We start from the raw sequence: 25,115 nt of genomic DNA, 5'->3' as shown, positions 1-25,115 counted from the left end.
ATGACTGGATTCACAACGCCCCGAGCGGTAGAAGCGACAGCTCGCGAGCTCGGGGGGGTACGCGGAATGGTGACCTTGCTGCGACGCCGGAGCCTTCTTCTCGCTTTTCTTGCGACGCCGTCTCTGGCGTCGGCACAATCCTCATCCCGTGCGCGCCTGCCCCTGGTCGTGCTCGATCCCGGCCATGGCGGCTCCGACCCCGGCGCCATCGGCCGCGCCGGCACGCAGGAAAAGCGCATCACGCTGGCCATCGCGCAGCAACTGCGCCGCCAGCTGGAGGCGCAGGGCCGGGTGCGTGTGGCGATGACGCGCTCGCGCGACGTCTTCGTCTCGTTGCGCCAGCGCGTCGAGTTCGCGCGCGAGCGGGACGCGGCGCTGCTGCTTTCCATCCATGCCGACTCGCTGCCGCCCGGCCAGCCTTCGGTGCGCGGTGCCTCCGTCTACGTGCTGAGCGAGACGGCAACCGATCCGCTGGCGGCGGCGCTGGCGCGGCGGGAGAATTTGGCCGACCGCGCCGGGGGGCTGCGTCTGCCCTCCGTCACGCCGGAAGTGCAGCGCATCCTGCTTTCCCTCATGCGCCAGGAAACGCGGGCGGGGTCGGAGCGCCTTGCGCGGCTCACGGTGAATGCGTTGGATGGCGGCGTGCCACTGCTGAACCAGCCCCTGCGCCGCGCGAGCTTCGTCGTGCTCAAGGCGCCCGACGTGCCAGCGGCGCTGGTGGAGTGCGGCTTCCTGTCCAACGCGGGGGACGAGGCGGCCCTACGCCGCGACGACCACCGCGCCCGCGTCGCCGCTTCGCTGGCCGAGGCGGTGAACGCCTTCATCGGCCGCCGCACCCTGGCCTGACGGGGCGGGAGCGGCTAACAACCGCTCCATGTTTCGTTCCGGGAAGGATAGTCCATTGAGCATGCACGTTTCGCGCCGCGCCCTCGGCCTTGGTGCCGCGGGCGCCCTTGCCGCGCCGTCCCTGGTCCTGGCGCAAGCTGGTGGCCAGAACCTCACCATCGCGACCGGCGGCTCCATCACCTCCGTGGATCCGCATTTCTTCAACGCGGCGCCCAACTCCTCCCTCGCCCTGCACATCTTCGGCACGCTGGTCGAGCGCACCCACGACGCGAAGCTCGTTCCCGGCCTCGCCACCTCCTGGCGCGCGGTGGAGCCGCAGCTTTGGGAGTTCAAGCTGCGCGAGGGCGTGAAGTGGCACGATGGCCGCGACTTCACGGCGGAGGACGTCGCCTTCACCGTGACGCGCGCGCCGAACGTGCCCAATTCCCCGGGCGGCTTCGGCGGCTTCCTCCGCTCCATCGAGCGGACGGAAGTGGTGGACCGGCACACGATCCGCTTCCGCACCCACTATCCGAACCCAATCCTGCCCACCGAGATGGCCTCGATTTTCATCATCTCGAAGCATGTGGGTGAGGGCGCCTCGACCGAGGACTACAACACCGGCCGCGCCGCAATCGGCACGGGCGCCTACCGGCTTTCCTCCTACCGCCCCGGCGACCGTACGGAGCTGGTCCGCAACGAGGAGTTCTGGGGCGAGAAGGAGCCCTGGGCCCGCGTCTCCTACCGCTTCGTCGCCAATGACGCGGCGCGCACCGCCGCTCTGCTGGCCGGCGACTTCGACATGGTGGATCAGGTCTCCTCCTCCGACCTCGCGCGGCTGAAGCGCGAGCCGCGCGTGGCGGTGAGCGAGACGGTGGGGCTGCGCGTCGTCTACCTGATGGCTGACTTCTCCCGGCAGGAGAGCCCTCCGGGCGTGACGGACAACAACGGCCAGCCGTTGGCCCGCAATCCGTTCCACGACGTGCGCGTGCGTCAGGCGCTGAACATGGCGATCAACCGCCAGGCCATCGCCGAGCGCGTGATGGAGGGGCAGGCCACCGCGACGAGCCAGTGGCTGCCGCCCGGCGTCTTCTCCTATGCCGACGACGTGCGCGTGGTGCAGCAGGATATCGAGGGCGCCCGCCGCCTGCTGGCCGAGGCCGGCTTCCCGCAAGGCTTTCGCCTGACGCTGCACTCGCCGAATGACCGCTTCCCGAATGACAGCCGCATCGCGCAGGCGGTGGCGCAGTTCTGGACGCGCATCGGCGTGCAGACCCAGGTGGACGCGCTGCCCTGGGCTTCCTTCTCCGCCCGCTCCGCACGCCAGGAATTCGCGATGCGACTGACGAGCTGGGGCTCGGTGACGGCGGAGGCGGGCTACATGCTCACCAACATCATGATGACCTACGACGCGCAGCGCCGCACCGGCGCCTCCAACTCCGGCCGCTTCTCTTCGCCCGAGCTGGACCGCAAGGTGTCGGAGGCGATCGCCATCATTGACGACGAGCAGCGTGAGCGCGCCCTGCAGGACTGCGTGCGCTGGGCGGAGCGCGAAGTGCCGATCATGCCGCTGGTGCAGCTCAATCACACCTGGGCGACCCGGCGCGGCCTGGCCTACCAGGCACGCATGGATGAGCGCACGGTGGCCATGGGCGTGAAGCCCGCGCGGGGCTGAGACGCCGAGGGGGCGGGCGGTGCTCGCCCCCTTTCCCTGCGCGTTCCATCACGACCGTCCTGTTGACGGGGCGGTGCGCTACGGCGACGGCGCCTTCACCTTCTTCCCTTCATCCGCCGCGCGCCACAGATACCAGGCGGCGATCGAGCGCCATGGCCCCCAGGCAGCGCCGATCGCAGCAAGCTCCTTCGGCTTCGGCTGCGTCTCCGCCTTGGTGAGGATCTTCCACCCTTCGCGCACGCCGAAATCGTCCACCGGCAGCACGTCCGGCCGGCCGAGGGTGAAGATCAGCAGCATCTCCACCGTCCATCGCCCGACGCCGCGGATCGCCACCAGCCGCTCGATCAACGCCTCGTCCGGTAGGCGCGCGGCCTCCTCCAGCGTGGGCACGAGGCCGCCCACGGATTTCTCCGCGATGTCGCGGATGGCGCCGACCTTGGATCCGGAGAAGCCGCAGCCGCGCAGCGCCTCGGCTGGCAGGTCGAGCACGAAGCGCGGGGGCGGAAATGCCTCGCCCGGATGCAGCGCCAGCAAACGGTTCAGCATCGCCTCCGCGGCGCGCCCATGCACCTGCTGGTGGGCGATGGCGCGCACCAGCGCCTCGTAGGGCTCGCGCTGCTGGGGCACGAGGGCGCAGGGGCCGATGCGCTTGATCAGCGGCTTCAGCAAAGGGTCGCGGCGCAGCGCGCGTTCGGCCTTGTCCCACATCAACGCCATGCCAGCATCGCGACGGTTCCCCATAACAGCGCCAGCCCGGCCATGGGCAGCGCCAGCTTCCACACCTGCCCCGGTCGCGCGGCGCCGTCCAGGGCGCAAAGCATCGCCGTGCCCGCGATGGCGAGGCCGGCGCCCGAAGCGCCGGCGTAGTTGTGCAGCGCCGGCGCGACGAGGGGATGCCAGCCCAGCGCCGCGCCCAGCGCCGCCTGGACCGGCATCAGCGCGGCGTTGGAGCCGACATTGCTGCCGGTGACGAAGCCCGCCAGGAATCCCATCGGAACCACCGCGAAGGCGGCCCCCGCGCCTGCCAATGCCCCGGCCAGCGCCGCCGCCACCCCGCCCCCGGCCAGCCAGCGCCCGAACACCACGTAGAGCAATAGGGTGAGGGCAGGGCGCCGCGCCCGCGCCAGCGCCGCGGCAAGGCGCCCAATCTTCCCGCGCGCCAGCAGCAGCGCCAGCGACACCGCCCAGAGCACCACGGCGACATGGGTGAGGGGGAAGGAGGGCAGGTCGGGGAAGGGGTGCAGTGTCGGCGCGCCGGGAATAGCGCGTGACAGGAGGAGGCAGGCGGTCAGCAGCAAATAGGGCCAAGCCGCGCCCATCGCCGCCCGGATGTCGCGCGGCGGGTCGGCGCGCCACAGCGCCCAGGTCGCGACGGGCCCGGTGGCAGCAATTCCCACCACCTCGAACGGCAGGATGCGATGCCACAGCACCAGCCCCGCCCCGATGGCGAGGAGGCCGAGCGCCTGCACCAGCGCCTCGCGCGGCGGCGGCTTCTGCGCGGCACGAGCCTGCAGCGACCACAGCACCGGCGCCAGCGATACCACCCAGGCGGCGCTGGGCCAGGCGGAAAGGGAGGCAGAATCCTGTGCGGAAACGCCAACCAGCGCCGCGCCGAGCGCTGTGCCAGGACCCAGCCCTCCCCAGGGAACCAGAACCAGCGCGTGAAGCGACAGCGCGACGGCCACCGGTCCGCGCAGCCCCATTCGGCGTAGCGCCGCCAGGGCGAAGACCGCCCCCACCGCGAAGCCGGTCACGCTTTCCAGGAAGGCGCCGAGCGGCAAGGTGACGGCATAGATGCGCGCGGGGCTGGCCGTGCGTAGCGCCGCATCGCCCTCGCGTTCCACGGCGGCGTGGAAGAGCAGCCCTCCCGTCATGATCGCCAGCGGTTGCAGGGCGAGCCAGGCGGCGCGCGGCGTCTCGGCGAGCAGGAAGGGCAGCACCGGCCCGTCCAGCGTCAGGGCCAGGGCGGGCAGGCTGGCCGCCAGCGCGGCGAGGCAGGCGGCGACCGGTCCGGCGCGCCCCGTTCCCAGCAGGACGAGCAGCAGTGCGAGGGGCAGCGCCTGGAGGGCAAGCGTCACCTCCGCCGCGCCTCCGCGATCGTGATCACAACCGCGCCGGACAGGATCACGGCGCTGCCCAGCCAGGTCCAGCCATCCGGCGCCTCGCCCCACACCGCCCAGCCGAAGCCGGCGATGACGACGAGGCGCAGATACTGGAAGGGCGCGACGGCGCTCGCCTCGCCGACGCGCAGCGCCTCGGTCAGCAACCAGATGATGCCGGGGGTGAACAGGCCGAAGAAGACGAGGATGGCGAAATCCGCAGCGCCGAGCGGCTGCCAGGTGGCAAGAGCGAATGGCAGGGTGAAGGCGGTCGTCACCAGCCCGACCCAGGCCACGATGGTCCCGGTTTGCTCCGTACGCGCCAGCATGCGGGAGGTGAGGGTGATGCCGCACCAGGTCAGCGCCGCGCCCAGCGCGACCAGCGCGCCGCCCAGCGGCAGGTCGGTGCCGGGCCGCAGCATCACGGCCACGCCCAGCAGGCCCAGCAACGTGCCGGCCCAGCGCGCCGCGCCCACCCGTTCGCCCAGCACGGGCCGCGCCAGAATCGTGGTGAACATCACGTTGGTGAAGGACAGCACCGTGGCCGCCGCGAGCGAGAGCTGGGTGAAGGAGATGAAGTAGAGCCCCCAGGTCAGCACGGAGGACATGCCGCGCAGCAGGTGCATGAACAGGCGATCCGTCCGGAACAGCGCAAGCCCGCGCGTGAGGATCAGCGGCGTCACCCAGGCCAGTTGCCCGGCGGCGCGGAACAGGACCTGGGTGGCGGTGGGGATGCCGCGATCGCTCATCCAGCGGATGAACAGAGCCTCGGCCGCGAAGACCATGGCGCCCAGCGACATCAGGATGGCGCCGCGCAGATTGCCCGGCAGGGCGGCAAAGCGCGTCCTCATGCGCCGATTGTCCGCGCCGTCCGAAGGGCTGGCAAGCCCATGGCCCGAAGCCTAATCTCGCTTCCAACGACCGAAGGAGGCGCCCGATGTCACGCTACGACGACGCCTATGCCGAGTGGCGCCGCGATCCGCTGGGCTGGTGGATGGAGGCGGCGCGCGGCATCGCCTGGACACGCTTCCCCAAGACCGCCTTCGACCCCGGCCAGGGCCCCTTCGGACGCTGGTTCCCCGATGGGCGGCTGAACACCTGCCACAACGCGCTGGACCGCCATGTCGAGGCAGGGCGCGGCGACACGGTCGCGCTGATCTGGGACAGCCCGATGACCGGACAGGTGCGGCACTTCACCTATGCGGAACTGCTGGAGCGCACGTCGAAGCTGGCGGGCGCGCTGGCGGCGCGCGGCGTCACCAGGGGCGACCGCGTCATCATCTACATGCCCATGGTGCCTGAGGCGGCGATCGCCATGCTGGCCTGCGCGCGGCTGGGCGCCATCCACTCGGTGGTGTTCGGCGGCTTCGCGGCGGCCGAGCTGGCGGCACGCATCGAGGACGCTACGCCCAAGGCGGTGGTCGCGGCCTCCTGCGGCCTCGAACCTGGGCGCGTCGTCGCCTACAAGCCGCTGCTGGATGCGGCGATCGGCCTTTCGCCGCACAAGCCGGAATTCTGCGTCATCCTCCAACGCGAACAGGCGCAGGCCGAGATGCAGGAAGGCCGCGACTTCGACTTCGCGGCGGAGGAAGCTTCGGGTCGGCCGCACCCTCCCGTGGAGGTGGCGGCGACCGATCCGCTCTACATCCTCTACACCAGTGGCACGACCGGGAAGCCCAAGGGCATCGTACGCGACAATGGCGGCCACGCCGTCGCGCTGCACCGCTCCATCTCCATGATCTATGGCTTGAAGCCCGGCGACGTGTTCTGGACCGCAAGCGACGTGGGCTGGGTGGTTGGCCATTCCTACATCGTCTACGCGCCGTTGCTTGCGGGCGTGACGAGCGTGATGTTCGAGGGCAAGCCCGTGGGCACGCCCAATTCCGGCACCTTCTGGCGCGTCTGCGCCGATCACGGGGTGAAGGTGATGTTCACCGCCCCGACCGCTCTCCGCGCCATCAAGAAGGAAGATCCGGACGGCGCGATGATGAAGCGCCACGACCTTTCGCGGCTGGAGGCTCTGTTCCTGGCCGGCGAGCGCTGCGACCCGGCCACCGCTGTCTGGGCGACGGAGAAGCTGGGCGTGCCGGTCGTGGATCACTGGTGGCAGACCGAAACGGGCTGGCCCATCACCGCCGGGTTCCGCGAATACGGGCTTTTCGCGCCGCGCCCCGGCTCGGGCGGCCGTCCCTCTCCGGGCTACGACGTGGCGGCGCTGGACACGCAGGGGAATGAGGTGCCACGTGGGCAGCAGGGCGCGCTGGCGCTTCGCCTGCCGCTGCCCCCGGGCTGCGCGCCGACGCTCTGGAATGCGGAGGAGCGCTATCGCCAAGCCTATCTCTCCACCTTCCCGCATTTCTACGACACCTCGGATGCCGGGATCGTGGACGAGGAAGGCTTCGTCTGGGTCATGGGCCGCACCGACGACATCATCAACGTCGCCGGACACCGGCTTTCCACCGGGCAGATGGAGGAGGTTCTGGCCTCCCATCCCGATGTCGCGGAATGCGCGGTGGTGGGTGCGTCGGATGCGCTGAAGGGTCAGGCGCCGCTCGGCCTCGTCGTGCTGAAGGCCGGCGTGCATCGGGGCGAGGCGGAGGTGGCGCGCGAACTCGTCGCCCTGGTGCGCGAGCGCATCGGGCCGGTGGCCGCCTTCAAGGAGGCACGGGTGGTGCCGCGCCTGCCCAAGACGCGCTCAGGCAAGATCCTGCGCGCAACGATCCGCAAGATCGCCGACCGCGAGAAGTACACCGTTCCGCCCACGATCGACGATCCGCTGATCCTCGACGAGATCAGCGAGGTGCTGTCGCGATGATCCGCACGGAACGGCGCAATGACGGCGTGGCGCTGCTGGTGCTGGACCGGCCAGCGCAGCGCAACGCCCTGTCCCTCGCCATGCTGGAGGCGTTGCGCGCGGCGCTGCGCGACGCGGAGGATGCGCGCTGCATCGTCCTGACTGCCGAGGGTCCGGCCTTTTGCGCCGGCCACGACATGCGCGAGATGACGGCCGCGCGGGGCCAGCCCGATGGCGGCCGCGAGTTCTTCGCCCGCACCATGGCCCTGTGCGGCGAGGTGATGCGGGCGGTGACGGAGCATCCCGTCCCCGTCATCGCCGCGGTGGAGGGGATCGCCACCGCCGCCGGCTGCCAGTTGGTCGCGGCCTGCGACATGGCCATCGCCGCACCCACCGCGAAGTTCTGCACGCCGGGGGTGGAGATCGGGCTGTTCTGCTCCACCCCCGCTGTCGCGCTGTCCCGCTCCGTCGGCCGCAAGGCGTCGCTCGAGATGCTGTTCACCGGCCGCTTCGTCGCGGCGGAGGAGGCGATGCAGATCGGCCTTGTGAACCGGGTGGAGGCCGATCCGCGCGCGGCGGCGCTGGAGATGGCGTCGCGCATCGCCGGGCGCAGCGGCGTCGCTATCCGCATGGGCAAGGCCGGGTTCAACCGGCAAAGCGGCCTCGACCTCGCGGCCGCCTATGAGGCGGCGGGGGAGGTGATGGTGGAGAACATGATGGCGGCGGATGCCGAGGAGGGCATCGGCGCCTTCCTCGAAAAGCGCGCCCCCAACTGGACGGATCGCTGATGATCGACGACTTGCCACGCACGCCGGCCAATTTCCAGCCGCTCACGCCGCTCCTGTTCATGGAGCGCTCGGCCGCTGTGTTCCCGGACCAGACCGCCGTGGTGCATGGCGCGACGCGCCGTACCTATCGCGAGACGCGTGACCGCTGCGTGCGCCTGGCCGATGCGCTTCGGCAGCGGGGCGTGGGGCGCGGCGACGTGGTGGCGGCGATCCTGCCCAACATCCCGCCCATGCTGGAAGCGCATTTCGGCGTGCCCATGGCGGGTGCCGTGCTGAACACGATCAACACGCGACTGGACGCGGCGACCATCGCCTACATCCTCGACCATGGCGAGGCGAAGGCGGTGATCGTGGATCGCGAATTCGTGCCCGTGCTGCGCGCCGCCCTCGCGCAGTCGAAGAATCAGCCGCTGGTGATCGAGTTCAACGACGCCGAGGCACCGTCGGACGACACGCTTGGCGGGGTGGATTACGAGGCGCTGCTGGAAGAGGGCTCGCCGGATTACGCGTGGGAGATGCCGCGCGACGAGTGGGACGCCATCGCGCTGAACTACACCAGCGGCACCACGGGCAAGCCCAAGGGCGTCGTATACCACCATCGCGGCGCGCATCTGCTGGCGGTGGGCAACGTGTTGTCGGCGGCGATGGGCCGGCACCCGTCCTATCTGTGGACGCTGCCCATGTTCCACTGCAATGGCTGGTGCTTTCCCTGGACCATCACCGCCATGGCGGGCACCCATGTCTGCCTGCGCGCGGTGCGCGGCCCGGCCATGTGGGCGCTGCTGGCGCAGGAACGTGTCTCCCACATGTGCGGCGCGCCCATCGTGATGAGCACACTGCTGCAGGTGCCCGAGGCGGAGCGCCCGGCCCCGGTCGGCCCCGTCACCTTCGTCGTCGCCGGCGCGCCGCCGCCGGAGGCGGTGCTGGCGGCGATGCGCGCCAATGGCTTCGGCGTGCTGCACGTCTATGGCCTGACCGAGGTCTATGGCCCCGCCGTCACCAATGAATGGCACCAGGAATGGAACGACGCTCCAGCCTCCGACCAAGCGCGGCTGATGGCGCGGCAGGGGGTTCGCTACCTGGCGCTGGAGGCGCTGGACGTGATGGATCCCGCCACCATGACGCCCGTCCCCGCCGACGGCACGACGATGGGCGAGGTGATGCTGCGCGGCAACGTGGTGATGAAGGGCTATCTGAAGGACAAGAAGGCCACCGACGCCGCCCTGGCCGGCGGCTGGTTCCATTCCGGCGACCTCGCGGTGCGGCACCCCGATGGCTACATCCAGCTCCGCGACCGCTCCAAGGACATCATCATCTCGGGCGGCGAGAACATCAGCAGCATCGAGGTGGAGGACGTGCTCTACAAGCACCCCGCCGTCGCGGTCGCCGCGGTGGTCGCCCAGCCCGACGAGAAATGGGGCGAGGTGCCCTGCGCCTTCGTCGAACTGAAGCCGGGCGCGCAGGCGAGCGAGGCCGAGCTGATCGCGCATTGCCGCGCCAGCCTCGCCGGGTTCAAGGCGCCGAAGCGCGTGGTCTTCGCCGAGCTGCCCAAGACCAGCACCGGCAAGATCCAGAAGCACGAACTCAGGAAGCGGCTTCCTTCCGCCTGACGGCGTAGAGGAAGGCCAGCGCCGCGGCCGCTCCGGTCGCGGCCAGCAGCCAGGGCACGGCGCCATAGCCGCCCTGCGCCTCCCAGATCAGCGCGACCAGGATGGGCGCCGCCACGCGCGGCCCCACGGAGACCAGGCTGAGGGCGCCCGTCACCGCTCCGTATCCCTGGCGCCCCAGGATCTCCGCCGTGCCGGCGGAGCGGATGATGGTGAGCAGCCCATCCGCCATGGCCCAGAACAGCACGAAGGGCAGCAGCGCGGTGAACTCTGCCGGGGCGAGGGCGAGCCAGAGCAGCCCCAGCGGCAGCAGCCAGGTGGCGATCACCCCCACCACCTGCGTCGAGGCGCGCGTCCCCAGCAGGAACAGCCCGATCCTCGCCGCGACCTGGAAGGGGCCGTGCAGCGCGGCGAGCAGGATGACGCTCGCTTCCGGCAAGCCGGACTCGCGCAGCAGCGGCACGAGGTGCGCACCCATCGCCGTGCCGATGAAGGCGTGGCAGGCAAAGCAGATGGCGAGGCCCCAGAAGGCCGGGCGACGCAGCGCCGCGCGCAGCCCGCCGCCCCGCAGGGGCGAGGCGACTCGGGCGGGGGCGGCCCGGAACTGCCACCAGGCGACTGCGGCCGAGAGACATTCCACCTGCGCGAGGACCAGCAGCGCATGGCGCCAGCCCAGCGCCTCGACCAGAGCGGCAGTGAAGGGGATGAACAGCGTGCCGGTAAAGCCGGTGAGGAAGGTGATCAGGGTGATGGCGCGCATCGGCTCCCGCGCCTGCGCCACCACCACCGCCATGGCGGGCGTCCAGAGCGCCGTGGCATGGGCGCAGCCGATCACGACCCAGGCGAGGTAGAACACGACTGGATGCGTCGCGATGGACCACAGCGCCAGCCCCGCCGCGCCCAGCAGCGCGCCACCGACGAGCGGCAGCTTGCCGCCCTTCCGGTCGACGTGGCGGCCGACCGGGATGGCCAGCGCGCCCGCTACCAGCAGCCCGAGGGTAAAGGCCCCGTTCAGAAGCGCGCGTGACCAGCCGAGATCCGCCTCCATCGGCTGCACCACCAGGGCGAAAGGGATGAACAGCGTGCCCCAACCAAGGGTCTGGGTCAGCGCCGTCGCAAGGACCAGCGCCAAATCGGGGCGTTTCATCGAGGGGCGTTCGGCCGTGGACGTTTCAGCCGATGAGGATGCCCCGTTCCGCGTGGAAGCGCGAGAATGTGGAAATCCCCATCCGCACGTCGCGCCGCGTTTCCTCGGTGTCGCCGGAGGGATTGTGGAAGCGCAGCCGCCCGGCCTCATCCAATCCGAAGACCAGGATAAGATGCCCGCCGCGCTGGGGCGGCTCCGTATCCGGCCGGCGGATGGAAGCGTGGACGGAGGCGATGAAGAGCCGTCCGCCCGCCAGCTTGGCTGGGATGTCCTCCGTCGGTTCGTCGAGCACGATCCGGGCGGGGATGTCCCGTTCCTGCAGGAAGGCGACGGCGCCGGCATAGATCAGCCCGTGGATCGCCTCGCCGTCCACCACGTAGCCACCGCGCGCCTGCACCGCGCGGCGCAGCTCGTGGATGCGGTGCACCTCGCCCCGCGCGGCAAGCGCCATCTTCAGGCAGGCCATTCCGCAGAGGTGAGAGGCCCAGGTGGCGTATTCCGCGGCGCTCTCCGCACCGGATTCTGCCCAGAGCGGGTCGGTCGCCGCGTCCCAGCCGGCCAGGAAATCCGCCACCAGCGCGGCGGATTCCCATTGCGCGAAAAAGGGCGGCGTCACGCCCGGTCGTTGAGGTGGCAGGCCGAGAAATGGCCCGGCGCGATCTCCTTCAGCGCTGGCACCTCCAGCTTGCAGCGCTCATGCGCGTGCGGGCAGCGTGGGTGGAAGTGGCAGCCGCTCGGCGGATTGAGCGGGGAGGGGATCTCTCCCTGCACCGTGGTGAAGGCGCGCTTGCGCGCCTCGATCCGCGGCACGGCCGACAGGAGGGAGATGGTGTAGGGGTGGTTCGGCTTGCTGAACACCTCCTCCGCCGGCGCCTGCTCCACCACGCGCCCGAGATACATGATCACCACGCGGTCGGAGAGGTGCTCCACCACGCTCAGGTCGTGGGAGATGAACAGGTAGGTGAGGTCCAGCTCCTCGCGCAGCCGCATGAAGAGATTGAGGATCTGCGCCTGGATGGACACGTCCAGCGCGGCCACCGCCTCGTCGCAGACGATGAACTCGGGCTTCACGGCCAGGGCGCGGGCGATGCCGATGCGCTGGCGCTGGCCGCCGGAGAACTGATGCGGGTAGCGCTTTTTGAAGGCCGGATCGAGGCCGGCGCGGCGCATCTGGTCGTCCACGTAGGAGTCGAAGTCGCGGCCGGAGACGATGCCGTGAACGCGCGGCGCCTCGCCCACGATGTCCTGCACCCGCATGCGCGGGTTCAGGGAGGCGTAGGGGTCCTGGAAGATCATCTGCGTGCGAAGCTTGGCTTCGCGCGCTTCCGCCGGGCCCAGGCTGCGGACGTCCCGACCGCGCCACAGCACCTTGCCCTCGGAGGGGGGCATGATGCCGGCCACCATGCGGCCGAGCGTGGACTTGCCGCAGCCCGACTCGCCGACGAGGCCGACCACCTCGCCCTTGCGGATGGAGAGGTTCACGCGGTCCACCGCATGCACCGTCTCCTCGCGCACCGGGGCGCCGAGGCGCTTCGCCAGCTTGCCGGCGAAGTCCAGCTTCTTCTCGAAGCGGCGCGACAGGTCGCGCAGCTCGATGATGGGGGTGTCGGCGGCCTTGTTAGCCACCGGCTGGTCGAGGACGGCGCTCATGCCGCGACCTCCTCCAGATGGGGGTGGAAGCAGCGGGCGCGCTGCCCGGGGCGGAGGTCGAACAGCGCCGGCTCCTTCAGGCAGACCTCGTCCGCACGGGCGCAGCGGGAGCGGAAGGCGCAGCCGGCCGGCAGGTTCAGCAAGGACGGCGTCATGCCCGGGATCTGCCGCAGCGGCTCCCCGCGCTTGTTGCGCGAGGGGACGGACCCGATCAGCCCGACCGTGTAGGGGTGCAGCGGCGCATCGAGCACGTTGGAAACCTGCCCTTCCTCGACGATGCGGCCCGCATACATGACCGCGATGTCGTCGGCGAGGCCGGCGACGACCGAGAGGTCATGCGTGATCCAGATCAGCGAGGTGCCGGTATTGGCTGCCAGCTTCTGCACCTCGGCCAGGATCTGGCCCTGGATGGTGACGTCCAGCGCCGTGGTCGGCTCATCCGCGATGATGAGTTCCGGGCGGTGCAGCAGCGCGATGGCGATGGCGACGCGCTGGCGCATGCCGCCGGAGAACTGGTGCGGATAGGATTTCAGCCGCTCCTCGGGGGAGGGGATGCCGACCATGCCCAGCGCGTCGCGGGCGCGCTGGCGGGCCGACTCGCGGTCCACCTTCTCGTGCGCCAGAACCGTCTCGATCATCTGCGTGTCCACGCGCAGGACCGGGTTCAGCGTCATCATCGGGTCCTGGAAGATCATGGCGATGCGGTTGCCGCGAAGCTGCCGCATCTCCTCCTCGCTGATCTTCGCCAGGTCCCGCCCCTGGAACAGGATCTGACCGCCCACGACGCGGCCCGGCGGATCCACAAGGCCGATGATCGAGAAGCCGGTGACCGACTTGCCCGAACCGGATTCGCCGACGAGGCCGAGCACCTTGCCGCGCCCGACGGTGAAGGACACCCCGTCCACGGCCTTCACGACCCCGGCGCGGGTGAAGAAATGGGTCTTGAGGTCGCAGACCTCGAGGGTGGCGGTCATCTTACTTCTTGAGCCTCGGGTTCAGCACGTCGCGCAGGTGGTCGCCCATCAGGTTGATGGAGACGATGGTCACCAGCAGCGCGACGCCGGGATAGAAGGAGATCCAGTACTTGCCCGACAGCATGTACTCGTAGCCATTGGCGATCAGCAGGCCGAGCGAGGGCTCAGTGATAGGCACGCCGAGGCCGAGGAAGGACAGCGTCGCCTCCAGCGCGATGGCGCGGGCCACCTGGATCGTGCCGACCACGATCAGCGGCGGCAGGCAGTTGGGCAGGAGGTGACGGAACAGGATGCGCCGCGTCGGCAGGGCAAGGCACTGCGCCGCCTCGATGTATTCGCGCCGCCGTTCGACCAGGGCGGAGCCGCGCACCGTGCGGGCGTAATAGGCCCATTCCACGATCACCAGCGCGATGACGACGTTCATGATACCCTTGCCCAGAAAGGCCAGGATCATCAGCGCCGCCAGGATGGTCGGAAAGGAAAGCTGCAGGTCCACGAGGCGCATGATCACGGTGTCGGTGCGCCCGCCCGCATAGGCCGCGAGCAGCCCGAGCGAGGCGCCGACGAGGCAGGCGATCAGCGCGGAGCCGGCGCCGACCGTCAGCGAGATCCGCAGCCCGTACATGATGCCGGAGAGCATGTCGCGCCCCTGGTCATCCGTGCCGAGCCAATGGGTGATGCCGCTGGCGCCGACCTCGCCGGGCTCCAGCCGCCCGTCCATGATGTCGATCTGGCCGAGGTCATAGGGGTTCTGTGGCGCGATCCAGGGCGCCAGCAGCGCGACCACGACGATGACCAGGAAGACCAGCAACCCGCCCACGGCGATCTTGCTGGACATGAACTCGGAAACGAAGCGGCGGAAGGGAGTTTCCTCCCGCGGCGCGACAGGCGCCTTGTCGAGCGTGACGTCGCTCATGCCTGGCCCTCCAGACGGACCCGCGGATCGAGGACAGAGTAGAGGATGTCCACGACGAGGTTGATGACGATGAACATGAGGACGATGATCAGCAGGTAGGCGACGATCACCGGCCGGTCGAGCACGTTGATGCTGTCGATGATCAGCTTGCCCATGCCCGGCCAGGCGAAGACGCTCTCCGTCACGACGGAGAAGGCGATGGTCGAGCCCAGCTCCAGCCCGACCACGGTGACGACCGGGATCAGGATGTTCTTGAACACGTGCACATAGGTCACGCGCGCCGGAGACAGGCCCTTGGCGCGAGCGAACTTCACGTAATCCATCAGCATCGTCTCCCGCACGCCCGAGCGGGTGAGGCGGATGACGAGGCTGATCTTGAACAGGGCGAGGTTGATGGCCGGCAGCAGCAAATGGGACAGGCCATTCGCCGTGAGGAAGGACCAGCCATACAGCGTCTCGCCCCGCCCGGTGGAGGGTAGCCAGCCCAGCTGGACGGCGAAGACCATGATCAGCATCAGCCCGACCCAGAAGGTGGGCAGGGAGAAGCCGAGGATGGATCCGGCCATGATCACCTTCGCCCCCGGGCTTTCGGGCTTCAGCCCGGCATAGAGGCCGAGCGGCAGACCGATGAGGATGGAGATGAACATGGCCCCGAAGGCCAGCTCCATGGTCGCAGGCATCTTCTGCAGGATGAGCTGCAGCGCCGGCTCGCTGAACACGAAGGAGCGGCCCAGGTCGCCCTGGAGGGCGTTCTTCACGAAGACCAGGTACTGCTGCCACAGCGGCAGATCGAGGCCGAGGGCGCGGATCGCGCGCTCCCGCTCGAACTGGTCGGCATCGGGGGAGATGAGGATCTCCACCGGATCGCCCACGGCGTAGACGCCGACGAAGACGATCACGCTCATGGCGACCAGGACGAGGAGCGACTGGAGCAGCCGCCGCAGCAGGTAGACGGTCATCGTGCGGGCTTCACATCCTGCGCGCGCGACAGCTCATCGGCGCGCGATTCGTGGCGAAGGTGGCGCCGCATGGCCCAGATATTGGTCTGGATATGCAGCGGGATGATCGCGACATCCTCGAGCGCCATGCGCTGGCCGCGGATCAGGATCTGCTCCCGCTCCCCATCGTTGATGGTGCGCAGCGCCTCGGTCAGCAGCGCATCTACCTGCGGATTCGAGTAGCGTCCGCGGTTAGAGGCGCCCCAGCCGCGGTCGCGGTCGAAGGTGGCGATGAGGTTGCGGAGCGGGTGCGACCCCTCGGGGTTCGAGCCCCAGCCGATCAGGAAGGCGCTGAACTCCTGCCGCCCGGCGCGGGCGACGAAGGTGGTCCAGGGCTGCGCCTCGACGGCGGTGCGCACGCCGATGCGGGTCCACATCTGGCCGATGGCCTGGATGATGCGCCCGTCATTGGGGTAGCGATCGTTCGGGCCGTGCAGGGTGATGCGGAAGCCCTGCGGGAAGCCGGCCTCGGCCAGCAGGCGGCGGGCGCCCTCGGCGTCGAAGCGCGGCGCCGGGAGGTCCGGCACGTAGGAGAAGATGCCGGGCGGGAAGAACTGGCCCGACGGCGTCGCGGCGCCTTCCATCACCCGGTCCACGATGGCCTGGCGGTCGATGGCCATGGACAGGGCGCGGCGCACCCGCACGTCGCGCAACGGGTTGCGCGGCAGGGGCTGGCCGTTGTTGTCCGTGATGAAGGGCGAGGCCTCCTCGCGCGGATGGTCCAGGGACAGGTAGATGATCCGCAGCCCAGTCACCTCGCTCATGTGCACGCGGTCATCCCGGCGTAGGCGGCTGAGGTCGGCCGTGGGGACCTGGTCGATGAACTCCACGTCGCCGGCAAGCAGCGCGGCCGTGCGTGCGCTGTCATTGACGATCATCCGATAGTTCACGCGCTGCCAGTGCGGCTTGTCGCCGAAATACTCGTCGTTGCGCTCGAACTCGATCCGGTCGCCAAGGCGATGGGTCACGACGCGGAACGGACCGGTGCCGACTGCGGCGCGGCCGGAATTGAAATCCTCAGTTGTCGCGTTCTCGTGCGTCTCGCGGTCGAGGATGTAGATGTTGGTCATGTCCTGCGGGAGCAGGGGGTAGGGGCCATCGGTCCGCAGGCGGATCGTGTGGCTGTCCACCACCTGCACCTCGCGGATCGGCCGGACGAAGGCGGTGAAGGAGGAGGGCGAGTTCGGCACGTTGGGGACGCGGCGGAAGGTGAAGGCCACGTCCTCGGCGGTGAACTCATTGCCGTTGTGGAAGCGGACGCCACGGCGCAGCTTGAATTCCCAGGTGTCGGGCGCGACGGTGGACCAGCTCTCCGCAAGGCCTGGCACCTGGCGGGCTTGGCCATCTGTGTTCACCAGTCGGTCGAACACCATCCCCGCAACGGCGTTGTTGGGCGAAAGCTGATGGAAATGCGGGTCGAGCGACGTCACCGGCGCGCCGACTGCCATGGTCAGAGATTGCGCCGACACCGGCGCCGAAAGCCCGATTGCGCCAGCCAAGGCCAGCGCCACGCCCTTCCAAGCCATTATCTTCTCTCCAGAAAGCCCCCGGAAGCGACGGCTCATAGCAGCATCGTTCGTCCCGACGCCAGATGGTCGGCCATTTCTTCTCCACAGTGGAAGACTTGCCGCCCATGCGCGACAACCTTCTCAATTCGCGCAGCGTTCCGCAGGGGAAAAGGTGCTAGAACCCCCCGCATGTCCAAACTGCCCAATGAACCCGTCGCCGTGCCCGAGGACCGGCCGCATGCCCGGCAGGCTGCGCCCAAACCTGCGGAGGCGAAGCGCCGCAGCGTCGGGCTCTTTGGCGGCTTCGTCCGCTTCACCGTGGTCGTGGCGCTGGTGGCGCTGGTCGGGGCGGGGGTGGCGAGCTTCGGCCTCTACCGCTCCATCGCGGCTGACCTGCCGGATTACCGCTGGCTGGCGGATTACCACCCGCCGCAGATGAGCCGCATCTACACCGCCGATTCTCGCCTGATGGCCGAGCTGGCGGCGGAGCGCCGCGTCTTCGTGCCGATCGAGGCGATCCCGCCGCGCCTCCAGCAGGCCTTCATCTCCGCGGAGGACCAGCGCTTCCGCGAGCATCGCGGCATCGACCCGATGGGCATGATGCGCGCCGGGCTGTTCTTCGCGCAGAATTACGGCTCCGGCCGCCGCATGCAGGGTGCTTCCACCATCACCCAGCAGGTCGCGAAGAACATGCTGGTGGGCAGCGACCGCACGGTGCTCCGCAAGGCGCGCGAAGCGATCCTGGCGCTGCGCATCGAGCAGGCGTTGAGCAAGGACCGCATCCTCGAGATCTACCTGAACGAGATCTTCCTGGGCGCGCAGGCCTATGGCGTCGCCGCCGCCGCCCAGGCCTATTTCAACAAGTCCCTGGACGAGCTGACGGTGGGCGAGACGGCCTTCCTCGCCGCCCTGCCGAAGGGACCGAACAACTACAACCCGCTACGCTTCCCCGACGCCGCGCGCATCCGCCGCGACTGGGTGCTGGACCGCATGGGCGAGGACGGCATCCTGACGGCGGAGGAGGTGGCGGCGGCCAAGGCCGAGCCCATCATCGCCCGCCCGGTGCGCCGCCCCGAGGTCGTGCCCGTTGGCGGCCACTATACGGAAGAGGTGCGGCGCGAACTCCTCCAGCGCTTCGGCGCGGAGCAGACGCAGGGCGGGGGACTCGTGGTCCGCACCTCGCTCGACCCCGTGCTTCAGGCGGCAACGGAGAATGCGCTGCGCCAGGGGCTGCTTTCCTATGACCGGCGCCGCGGCGGCTGGCGCGGCCCGGTGGCGCGCATCGCGCACGGGCCGACGGAGTGGCTGCCGGCGCTGGACGCGTTGCCGCCCACGCCGGGCCTCCTGCCCGAATGGCGCCGCGCCGTGGTGCTGGAGGTGCGTCCCAACGAGGCGCGGCTCGGCTGGGTCCAGCGCTCGGGACCGCGCGCCCCCGCCGAGGCCCGCACCGGCACGCTGCCATTCACCGATCTCGCCTGGGCGCGGCCGGTCACGCCTGGCCGCCCGGGCGAGCCGCACCGCCTGGGCCCGGCGCCGCGCCGGATGAGCGACATCGTAGCCCCCGGCGACGTGGTGCTGGTGGAGGTCGATCCCGGCCGTCCCGCCGAGGGTCGTAATCCGGCCCGTCCGGAGCGCCTCTCCCTGCGCCAGGTGCCGGAGGTGGAGGGCGCCATCGTCGCGCTGGATCCCAACACGGGCCGCGTCCTGGCGATGTCGGGCGGGTGGAGCTTCGACCGTTCGCAGTTTAACCGTGCCACCCAGGCGCTGCGCCAGCCCGGCTCCTCCTTCAAGCCCTTCGTCTACCTGCCGGCGCTGGAGGCGGGCATTCCGCCCAACCAGCGCTTCCTGGATGCGCCGGTGGAGGTGGCGACGCCGCAGGGCATCTGGCGCCCGGCCAACTACAGCGGCAACACCAATGGCTACGTCACCATCCGCAACGCGATGGAACGCTCGCTCAACCTCGTCACCGTGCGCATCGCGCAGGAGGTGGGGATGGACAAAGTGAGCGAGACGGCGGCCCGCTTCGGCGTGATCGACAACATGCCGCGCTACCTCGCCATGAGCCTGGGCGCGGGTGAAACCACGGTGCTGCGCCAGGCCGCCGCCTATGCCGCCTTCGTCAATGGCGGGCGGCGCGTCGAGCCTTCCTTCATCGACAGCGTGCAGGACCAGCGCGGCCGGGTGGTGTGGCGCAACGCCGCGCGCGGCTGCGAGGGCTGCGACAGGGGGCCGGAAGCCGGTCCGCCGCGGGTCACCGATAATCGCCGCCAGATCGCCGACCCGATCGCCGCCTATCAGATGGTGAGCATCCTGCAGGGCGCGGCGCAGCACGGCACCGGCACCCGCGCCGCCCAGGGGCTGAACCGCCCCGTGGCCGGCAAGACCGGCACCACGGATGACTACCGCGACAATTGGTTCGTCGGCTTCACCCCGGATATCGTGGTGGCCGTCTGGCTGGGCTACGACGAGCCGCGCTCGCTGGGCAACGGGGAGACGGGCGGCAACAACGCCGCGCCGATCTTCCGCGACGTGGTGGCGGCGGCGCTGCGCGACAGCCCGGCCGTGCCCTTCCGTGCCCCGCCCGGCGTCGCCCTGGTGCGCGTGAACACCGATGGTGGCCGCACCATCATGGAGGCCTTCCGCCCTGGCACGGAGAACAGCGCCAGCGCGCCGATCGGCGGCATGATGCCGTCCGCCAGCAGCGCCGCGGCGGCGCAGCAGGTGGACACCGGATTGGGCGGATTGTATTGAGCGCGTCCCATGCGTGCTGACGCCCAATCGCTGCAAGAGCAGATCACCGCTTCGGTGTCCCTGCTGAGGAGGCATCTTTGACTGGGATGCCGCCACCGCCCGCCTCGCGGAGCTGAACGCTCGCGCCGAGGATCCCGACCTGTGGAACAAGGCCGATGAGGCGCAGCGCGTCATGCGCGAGCGCAACCGGCTGAGCGACCAGATCGAAGGCGTCCAGAAGCTGGAGCGCGAGGTGGCCGACGCCTTCGAGCTGATCGAGCTGGCGGAGGCCGAGGGCGACGAGGCGACGGTGGACGCTGCCATTGCCGACCTGCATCGCTACGCCGCCGAGGCGAAAAGGCGCGAAATCGAGAGCCTGCTCTCCGGCGAGGCCGATCCGAACGACGCCTATCTGGAGGTGAATGCCGGGGCCGGCGGCACCGAGGCCCAGGACTGGGCCGAGATGCTGCTGCGCATGTATATGCGCTGGGCCGAGGCGCGCGGCTACAAGGTGACGCTCACCGAGCAGTCGGATGGCGAGCAGGCCGGCATCAAGAGCGCGACCATCCAGGTCACCGGCCCCAATGCCTATGGCTGGCTGAAGACGGAGAGCGGCGTGCACCGCCTCGTCCGCATCAGCCCCTTCGACGCGGCGGCACGGCGGCAGACCTCATTCGCCTCGGTCTATTGCTACCCGGTGATCGACGACAAGATCGAGATCGAGGTCAATCCGGCCGACCTCAAGACCGACACGTTCCGCGCCTCGGGCGCCGGCGGGCAGCACGTCAACAAGACGGAATCGGGCGTGCGCTTCACGCATATCCCGACCGGCATCGTCGCCGCCTCCACCCAGGATCGCTCGCAGCACCGCAACCGCGAGATCGCGATGAACATGCTGAAGGCCCGGCTCTATGAGCTGGAGCTGAAGAAGCGTGAGGCGATCAACGAGGCGACCGAGGCCGGCAAGACCGATATCGGCTGGGGTCACCAGATCCGCTCCTACGTGCTGCAGCCCTATCAGCTAGTGAAGGATCTCCGGACCGGGGTGGAGAAGGGCAATCCCGCCGCCGTGCTGGATGGCGAGCTGGACGAGTTCATGGCCGCCGCCCTGGCGCAGCGCGTCGGCGCCACCCGCTCCGAGGCAAGCGCCTCCGCCCGCTGATGGAATGGCTCCAAGCCCCCGCGCGGCTGGAGCCGGGGCGGCGCCTTTACGCCATCGGCGATTCCCATGGCTGCGCAGCGCGGCTGCGCGCGCTGCATGCGCGGGTCACGGAGGATCTGGCAGCGCGCCCCTGCGCCGACGCGGTGCTGGTGCATCTGGGCGACTTCATCGACCGCGGGCCGGACAGCGCCGGCTGCCTGGACGCAGCGATGGGCTTTGCCGCCTGTCCGGTCATCAACCTCATGGGCAATCATGAGGAAACCGCGAATGCGGCGTTGGACGGGGCCGGGCATGCCTGCACGGATTGGCTCTACACCGGCGGGCGTGAGGCGCTGGCCAGCTGGGGCATCAGCAGCCTGTCCCCGCGCGAAAGCTGGGTCAGCGGCATCCCGCAGCGGCACCGGGACTTCATGGCGCAGCTTGCGCTGTCGCACCGAGTCGGACCGTATTTCCTGGTTCATGCGGGGATCCGGCCGGGCGTCGCATTGGATGCCCAGTCACGCGAGGACATGCTCTGCATCCGGCGCGCCTTCCTGGACAGCGCGGCCGATCACGGCGCCGTGATCGTGCATGGCCACACCCCGACGCGCGACCGCATGCCGGAGGTGCTGGCCAACCGCATCAACCTGGATACGGGCGCGGTCTATCCCGGCGGCAGGCTCACCTGCGCGGTGTTCGAGGCGGACCGCGTCGCCTTCTGGCAGGAATAGGCGTCAGGCGGGGACGGCCACGCGTTGGCCCGGAGCCTTCGCCATCCAGTTCAGGACGCTGGCCAGCACCCCGACCGCGACCATGACCGGCCAGAACACGGCATAGGAGCCGGAGGCGCTGTAGAGCACCGCCCCCGCGCCCGCGCCCAGGAAGCCGCCGATCTGGTGCGAGAAGAAGCACACCCCATACAGCGCGCCGAGGTTGCTGACGCCGAAGCGCCGCGCGATGGCCGCGCTGGTCAGCGGCACGGTACCGAGCCACACGAAGCCCATCACCGCCGCGAAGATCATCGTCCCCCACTCCGTCGGCGTGGCGAAGGCAAAGAGGGCGATGGAGACGGTGCGGAGCAGGTAGATCCAGCCGAGCGCGTTCTCCGGCTTCACCCGGGAGGAGAGCCAGCCGCAGAACCAGCTTCCCGGGATGTTGAACAGTCCGATCAGCATCAGCGCCGTCATGCCCAGGGCGGGCGGCAGGCCGCACAGCGCGATGTGCGAGGGAAGGTGGGTGGTGAGGAAGGCCAGCTGGAAGCCGCAAGCGAAGAACCCGCCGGTCAGCAGGGCGAAGTCGCGGTCGGCCAGGGCGTTCCGTGCCAAGGCCGGCAGCCCGGCAAGGCCCGCCGGGGCGACGGCCCCCGGGGCGCGCGGCGCCGGGCGCCACTCGATGTTGCGCGCGATGGGGATGATGACGAGGGCGGAGATGGCCAACGTCATCATGGCCCCAGCAGCGCCGAACCAGCCGATCGCGCTGAACACGATCGGCACCATCGCCGCTTGGCCGAGCGAGCCGCCCGCCGAGGCGATGCCGATGTATTCGCCACGCTTCTCCGGCGGGGCGAGACGGCCGATGGCAGCCAGGGCCATGCCCGTGCCCGCGCTCGCGACGCCGAGGCCAGTGAGCAGCCCGACGCCGATCAGAATCGTCGTGTTGGAAGGGAACAGCGCCGGCAGGCCGCAGCCCACGAGGTAGAACAGCCCGCCATAGGCCATGACCCGGCCTGCGCCGTGCTTGTCGGCCATGGCGCCCGAGACGGGCTGGGCGAGGCCCCAGACGAGGTTGTGAAGCGCGACGGCCAAGCCGAAGGCCCAGGGCGCGACATCATGCTCTGCCGAAAGCGGCAAGAGGAGCAGACCGAAGGTCTGCCGGATGCCCATGGCCATGGAGGAGGTGGCGGCCGCCGAGATGATGGCCACCCAGAGGGCGGTGCGCGACATGGGAAGGATGCTGCGGGACGCCCGAGCCCCCCGCAACACGCAAGAACGCCGGGCGCGTCATGCGCCCGGCGCGGGTGTCAGTTCAGGCCGCCTGACGCTCCGAGGCGCCGTCATTGGCCGGCAGGGGCACGGCCTGGGCGGCGGCAGCGCCGATATTGCCGCGGTTCAGGCCGATATCGGCCAGCTCGCGATCGGACAGGGCGCGAAGCTGCCGCACCGTCTCGTGGCGGTGGCGGACCGCGGCGATGATGCGGCCAAGGCCACGGAAGAAGCCGAGGATGCGGCGCACGAGCTCCTCGTCGCGGGCGCGGCGCGCGTCGGCGAGCAGGAACTCGATGCGGCGTGCGCTCGGGCTCTGGGGGATGGCGGGCATCAGCAGCGCGGCTTCGGCTGGGGTGATGCGGGAATTCATTGTCTTAGCTTTCGTTTCTGGCCCAGCGGCCTCGCCGCCGGTGCAGGCAAGATGTAGAGCGGAACCCGGCCTTGCGGTTGTGCGAAGCCCATGCGACTCCTATGCGTGGAGTGCATGTCATCTTGTGGACACATGTGTGAAGCGCAGATGAAGCATAGGCTCGACGCTCTGAGGGCACGGTTGGAAGCGGCGGGGGTGGACGGGTTCCTGGTCCCGCGCAGCGACGAGCATCTGGGCGAATACGTCCCGCCCTCCGGCGAGCGTCTGGCCTGGATTTCCGGCTTCACCGGCAGCGCCGGGATGGCGGTCGTGCTGCGCGACCGTGCGGTGCTCTTCACCGATGGGCGCTACACCACCCAGGCCGCCGCCCAGACCGATCCTGCTCTGTGGGAGCGCCGGCACCTCACCGAGGAGCCGCCGGCCGAGTGGCTGAAGGCTCAGGCGCCAAACGCCCGCATCGGCTACGATCCCTGGCTGCACTCGGAAGGGGGGCTGAAGCCTTTCGTCGAAGCGGGCATCACCCTGGTTCCCCTGCCGGAGAACCCGCTGGACGCGATCTGGACAGACCGGCCGGAACTTCCCTCGGCGCCGCTGCGCGCGCATGGGGTGGAGTTCGCGGGAGAGGCGGCGGAGGCGAAGAGGGCACGCCTTGCGCATGACCTCGGTGCCGATGCGGCGCTGCTCGCCGACTCCCATTCCGTCGCGTGGCTGTTGAATTTGCGCGGCGGCGACCTCGCCCACACGCCGATGGCCCTGGCTTTCGCCCTGCTGCGCGACGACGCGAGCGCCGGACTGTTCCTCCACGCCCCCCAGCGCGTCGGCGCGGCGCTGCGGGCGCATCTGGGCAACGGCGTCTCGGTGGCTGACCGCGTCACCTTGCCCGAGGCGCTGCACCGCCTCGCCGGGAAGCGCGTCCGCGTGGATGCCGACGCCACCCCGGCGCGACTCCTCGACCTGCTGCGCGAGGCGGGGGCGGAACTCGTGCCGGGGGACGATCCTTGCCGCCTGCCGCGTGCCTGCAAGAACGAGGTGGAGCAGGAAGGCGCCCGGGTCGCGCAGCGCAAGGACGCCGTGGCCCTGTCGCGCTTCCTGGCCTGGATGGCGCGTGAGGCGCCGAAGGGCGGCCTGACGGAGATGGCGGCCGCGGCGCAGCTCCTCGACTTCCGGCGGGACGTGCCGGGCTTCGCCGGGGAGAGCTTCCCAGCTATCAGCGGCGCTGGCGAGAACGGCGCCATCGTCCATTACCGGGCCACGCCGGAGACCGACCGCGTCATCCGGCCGGACGAGTGCTACCTGATCGACAGCGGCGGCCAGTACCCGGAAGGGACGACCGACGTCACCCGGACGCTCTGGACCGGCCCTGGCCCGGCACCGGAGGAATTGCGCGCCCGCTACACCGCCGTTCTGCGCGGCCACATCGCCCTGGCGACGCTTTGCTTCCCGGAAGGCGTGGCCGGGCCGCATATCGACGCCATCGCGCGACGTCCGATCTGGGATCTGGGCCTCGATTTCGACCATGGCACCGGGCATGGCATCGGCGCCTTCCTGTCGGTGCATGAGGGGCCGGTCAGCATTTCGCGCGCCGCCAAGCCCATCCCGGTGCGCCCCGGCATGATCCTGTCCGACGAGCCCGGCTTCTACCTGCCCGGCGCCTATGGCATCCGCATCGAGAACCTGCTCCTGGCGCGCGAGGCGCCGCGCCGCCCGGACCAGCGCAAGAACTTCCTCGAATTCGAGACGCTGACCCTCGCACCCTATGCGCGCGCCCTCATCGTGCCGTCCATGCTGACCGAGGCGGAGCGCGACTGGGTGGATGCCTACCAGGCGCGGGTGCTGCGCGAGGTCGGGCCGGCCCTGGATGAAGCGGACCGCGCCTGGCTGGAAGAGGAATGCACGAAGCTGGGCTGA

The 25,115-nt window shown here is 70.0% G+C and carries 21 protein-coding genes; 9 read left to right on the top strand and 12 right to left on the bottom strand.

Annotated features, from left to right (window positions below):
* Window positions 1–75: 75 nt before the first annotated feature.
* Window positions 76–846, top strand: a complete 771-nt coding sequence (locus tag JTJ31_RS17790) for an N-acetylmuramoyl-L-alanine amidase family protein (protein ID WP_236020390.1) — start codon at window positions 76–78, stop codon at window positions 844–846.
* Between the two features lie 61 nt (window positions 847–907).
* Window positions 908–2,500, top strand: coding sequence for an ABC transporter substrate-binding protein (locus JTJ31_RS17785; RefSeq protein WP_207540105.1), 1,593 nt, complete (start codon window positions 908–910; stop codon window positions 2,498–2,500).
* 78 nt (window positions 2,501–2,578) lie between these two features.
* Here the strand turns inward: JTJ31_RS17785 and JTJ31_RS17780 are convergent, their stop codons facing one another.
* The 3 genes from JTJ31_RS17780 to JTJ31_RS17770 are packed head-to-tail and all read right to left on the bottom strand — an operon-like array spanning window position 2,579 to window position 5,450.
* The gene (locus tag JTJ31_RS17780; protein ID WP_236020389.1) at window positions 2,579–3,208 is read right to left on the bottom strand and encodes a DNA-3-methyladenine glycosylase family protein; all 630 of its coding nucleotides are present in this window, start codon (window positions 3,206–3,208) and stop codon (window positions 2,579–2,581) included.
* A complete protein-coding gene (locus JTJ31_RS25220) occupies window positions 3,208–4,578 on the bottom strand; it encodes an L-lactate permease (RefSeq protein ID WP_207540074.1) in 1,371 nt (456 codons plus the stop codon). Before JTJ31_RS25220 ends, JTJ31_RS17780 begins: the two co-directional genes overlap by 1 nt.
* Entirely contained in the window at window positions 4,575–5,450 is an 876-nt protein-coding gene (locus JTJ31_RS17770; RefSeq protein WP_236020388.1) for a DMT family transporter, read from the bottom strand. The genes JTJ31_RS25220 and JTJ31_RS17770 overlap by 4 nt, the downstream gene beginning before the upstream one ends.
* An 86-nt stretch (window positions 5,451–5,536) precedes the next feature.
* Here JTJ31_RS17770 and JTJ31_RS17765 point away from each other — a divergent pair, with 86 nt between their 5' ends.
* From JTJ31_RS17765 to JTJ31_RS17755, 3 genes are read left to right on the top strand one after another with little or no spacing between them, the layout of a single operon-like run.
* Window positions 5,537–7,414: an AMP-binding protein gene (locus JTJ31_RS17765; RefSeq protein WP_207540073.1), complete on the top strand. Its 1,878-nt coding sequence runs from the start codon at window positions 5,537–5,539 to the stop codon at window positions 7,412–7,414.
* On the top strand, window positions 7,411–8,181 hold the full coding sequence (locus JTJ31_RS17760) for an enoyl-CoA hydratase (RefSeq protein WP_207540072.1): 771 nt from the start codon (window positions 7,411–7,413) through the stop codon (window positions 8,179–8,181). Before JTJ31_RS17765 ends, JTJ31_RS17760 begins: the two co-directional genes overlap by 4 nt.
* Entirely contained in the window at window positions 8,181–9,791 is a 1,611-nt protein-coding gene (locus tag JTJ31_RS17755; RefSeq protein WP_207540071.1) for an acyl-CoA synthetase, read from the top strand. Before JTJ31_RS17760 ends, JTJ31_RS17755 begins: the two co-directional genes overlap by 1 nt.
* Here JTJ31_RS17755 and JTJ31_RS17750 read toward each other — a convergent pair.
* The 7 genes from JTJ31_RS17750 to JTJ31_RS17720 are packed head-to-tail and all read right to left on the bottom strand — an operon-like array spanning window position 9,766 to window position 16,999.
* On the bottom strand, window positions 9,766–10,935 hold the full coding sequence (locus tag JTJ31_RS17750; RefSeq protein ID WP_207540070.1) for an MFS transporter: 1,170 nt from the start codon (window positions 10,933–10,935) through the stop codon (window positions 9,766–9,768). The two genes, JTJ31_RS17755 and JTJ31_RS17750, sit on opposite strands and share 26 nt — an antisense overlap.
* A 25-nt stretch (window positions 10,936–10,960) precedes the next feature.
* Window positions 10,961–11,551, bottom strand: a complete 591-nt coding sequence (locus JTJ31_RS17745; RefSeq protein WP_207540069.1) for a hypothetical protein — start codon at window positions 11,549–11,551, stop codon at window positions 10,961–10,963.
* A complete protein-coding gene (locus JTJ31_RS17740) occupies window positions 11,548–12,585 on the bottom strand; it encodes an ABC transporter ATP-binding protein (RefSeq protein WP_207540068.1) in 1,038 nt (345 codons plus the stop codon). The genes JTJ31_RS17745 and JTJ31_RS17740 overlap by 4 nt, the downstream gene beginning before the upstream one ends.
* The gene (locus JTJ31_RS17735) at window positions 12,582–13,559 is read right to left on the bottom strand and encodes an ABC transporter ATP-binding protein (RefSeq protein WP_207540067.1); all 978 of its coding nucleotides are present in this window, start codon (window positions 13,557–13,559) and stop codon (window positions 12,582–12,584) included. Before JTJ31_RS17735 ends, JTJ31_RS17740 begins: the two co-directional genes overlap by 4 nt.
* Window position 13,560: 1 nt before the next feature.
* Entirely contained in the window at window positions 13,561–14,475 is a 915-nt protein-coding gene (locus tag JTJ31_RS17730; protein ID WP_207540066.1) for an ABC transporter permease, read from the bottom strand.
* A complete protein-coding gene (locus tag JTJ31_RS17725; RefSeq protein ID WP_207540065.1) occupies window positions 14,472–15,434 on the bottom strand; it encodes an ABC transporter permease in 963 nt (320 codons plus the stop codon). Before JTJ31_RS17725 ends, JTJ31_RS17730 begins: the two co-directional genes overlap by 4 nt.
* Window positions 15,431–16,999, bottom strand: a complete 1,569-nt coding sequence (locus JTJ31_RS17720) for an ABC transporter substrate-binding protein (RefSeq protein ID WP_207540064.1) — start codon at window positions 16,997–16,999, stop codon at window positions 15,431–15,433. The genes JTJ31_RS17725 and JTJ31_RS17720 overlap by 4 nt, the downstream gene beginning before the upstream one ends.
* Window positions 17,000–17,170: 171 nt before the next feature.
* Here JTJ31_RS17720 and JTJ31_RS17715 point away from each other — a divergent pair, with 171 nt between their 5' ends.
* The 3 genes from JTJ31_RS17715 (at window position 17,171) to JTJ31_RS17705 (ending at window position 21,583) form a co-directional block, all read left to right on the top strand.
* Entirely contained in the window at window positions 17,171–19,732 is a 2,562-nt protein-coding gene (locus JTJ31_RS17715) for a penicillin-binding protein 1A (RefSeq protein WP_207540063.1), read from the top strand.
* Between the two features lie 9 nt (window positions 19,733–19,741).
* A protein-coding gene (gene prfB / locus JTJ31_RS17710) for a peptide chain release factor 2 (protein ID WP_207540062.1) occupies window positions 19,742–20,873 on the top strand; the annotation gives its coding sequence in 2 pieces (ribosomal slippage) (window positions 19,742–19,810 and window positions 19,812–20,873; 1,131 coding nt in all).
* Complete coding sequence (locus JTJ31_RS17705; RefSeq protein ID WP_207540061.1) at window positions 20,873–21,583, top strand: metallophosphoesterase; 711 nt, start codon at window positions 20,873–20,875, stop codon at window positions 21,581–21,583. Before prfB ends, JTJ31_RS17705 begins: the two co-directional genes overlap by 1 nt.
* Before the next feature lie 3 nt (window positions 21,584–21,586).
* Here JTJ31_RS17705 and JTJ31_RS17700 read toward each other — a convergent pair whose 3' ends face one another.
* Together JTJ31_RS17700 and JTJ31_RS17695 are read right to left on the bottom strand one after the other, a co-directional pair.
* Window positions 21,587–22,795, bottom strand: a complete 1,209-nt coding sequence (locus JTJ31_RS17700; protein ID WP_207540060.1) for an MFS transporter — start codon at window positions 22,793–22,795, stop codon at window positions 21,587–21,589.
* Window positions 22,796–22,877: 82 nt separating this feature from the next.
* Window positions 22,878–23,207, bottom strand: a complete 330-nt coding sequence (locus JTJ31_RS17695) for a DUF1127 domain-containing protein (RefSeq protein WP_207540059.1) — start codon at window positions 23,205–23,207, stop codon at window positions 22,878–22,880.
* A gap of 147 nt (window positions 23,208–23,354) precedes the next feature.
* Here JTJ31_RS17695 and JTJ31_RS17690 point away from each other — a divergent pair, with 147 nt between their 5' ends.
* Window positions 23,355–25,115, top strand: coding sequence for an aminopeptidase P family protein (locus JTJ31_RS17690; protein WP_236020385.1), 1,761 nt, complete (start codon window positions 23,355–23,357; stop codon window positions 25,113–25,115).

Source organism: Sabulicella rubraurantiaca (assembly GCF_017355885.1).
GTDB classification, from domain to species: domain Bacteria; phylum Pseudomonadota; class Alphaproteobacteria; order Acetobacterales; family Acetobacteraceae; genus Roseococcus; species Roseococcus rubraurantiacus.
Note: the sequence above shows the minus strand (reverse complement) of the source record. Positions and strands in the feature narration are given on the sequence as shown.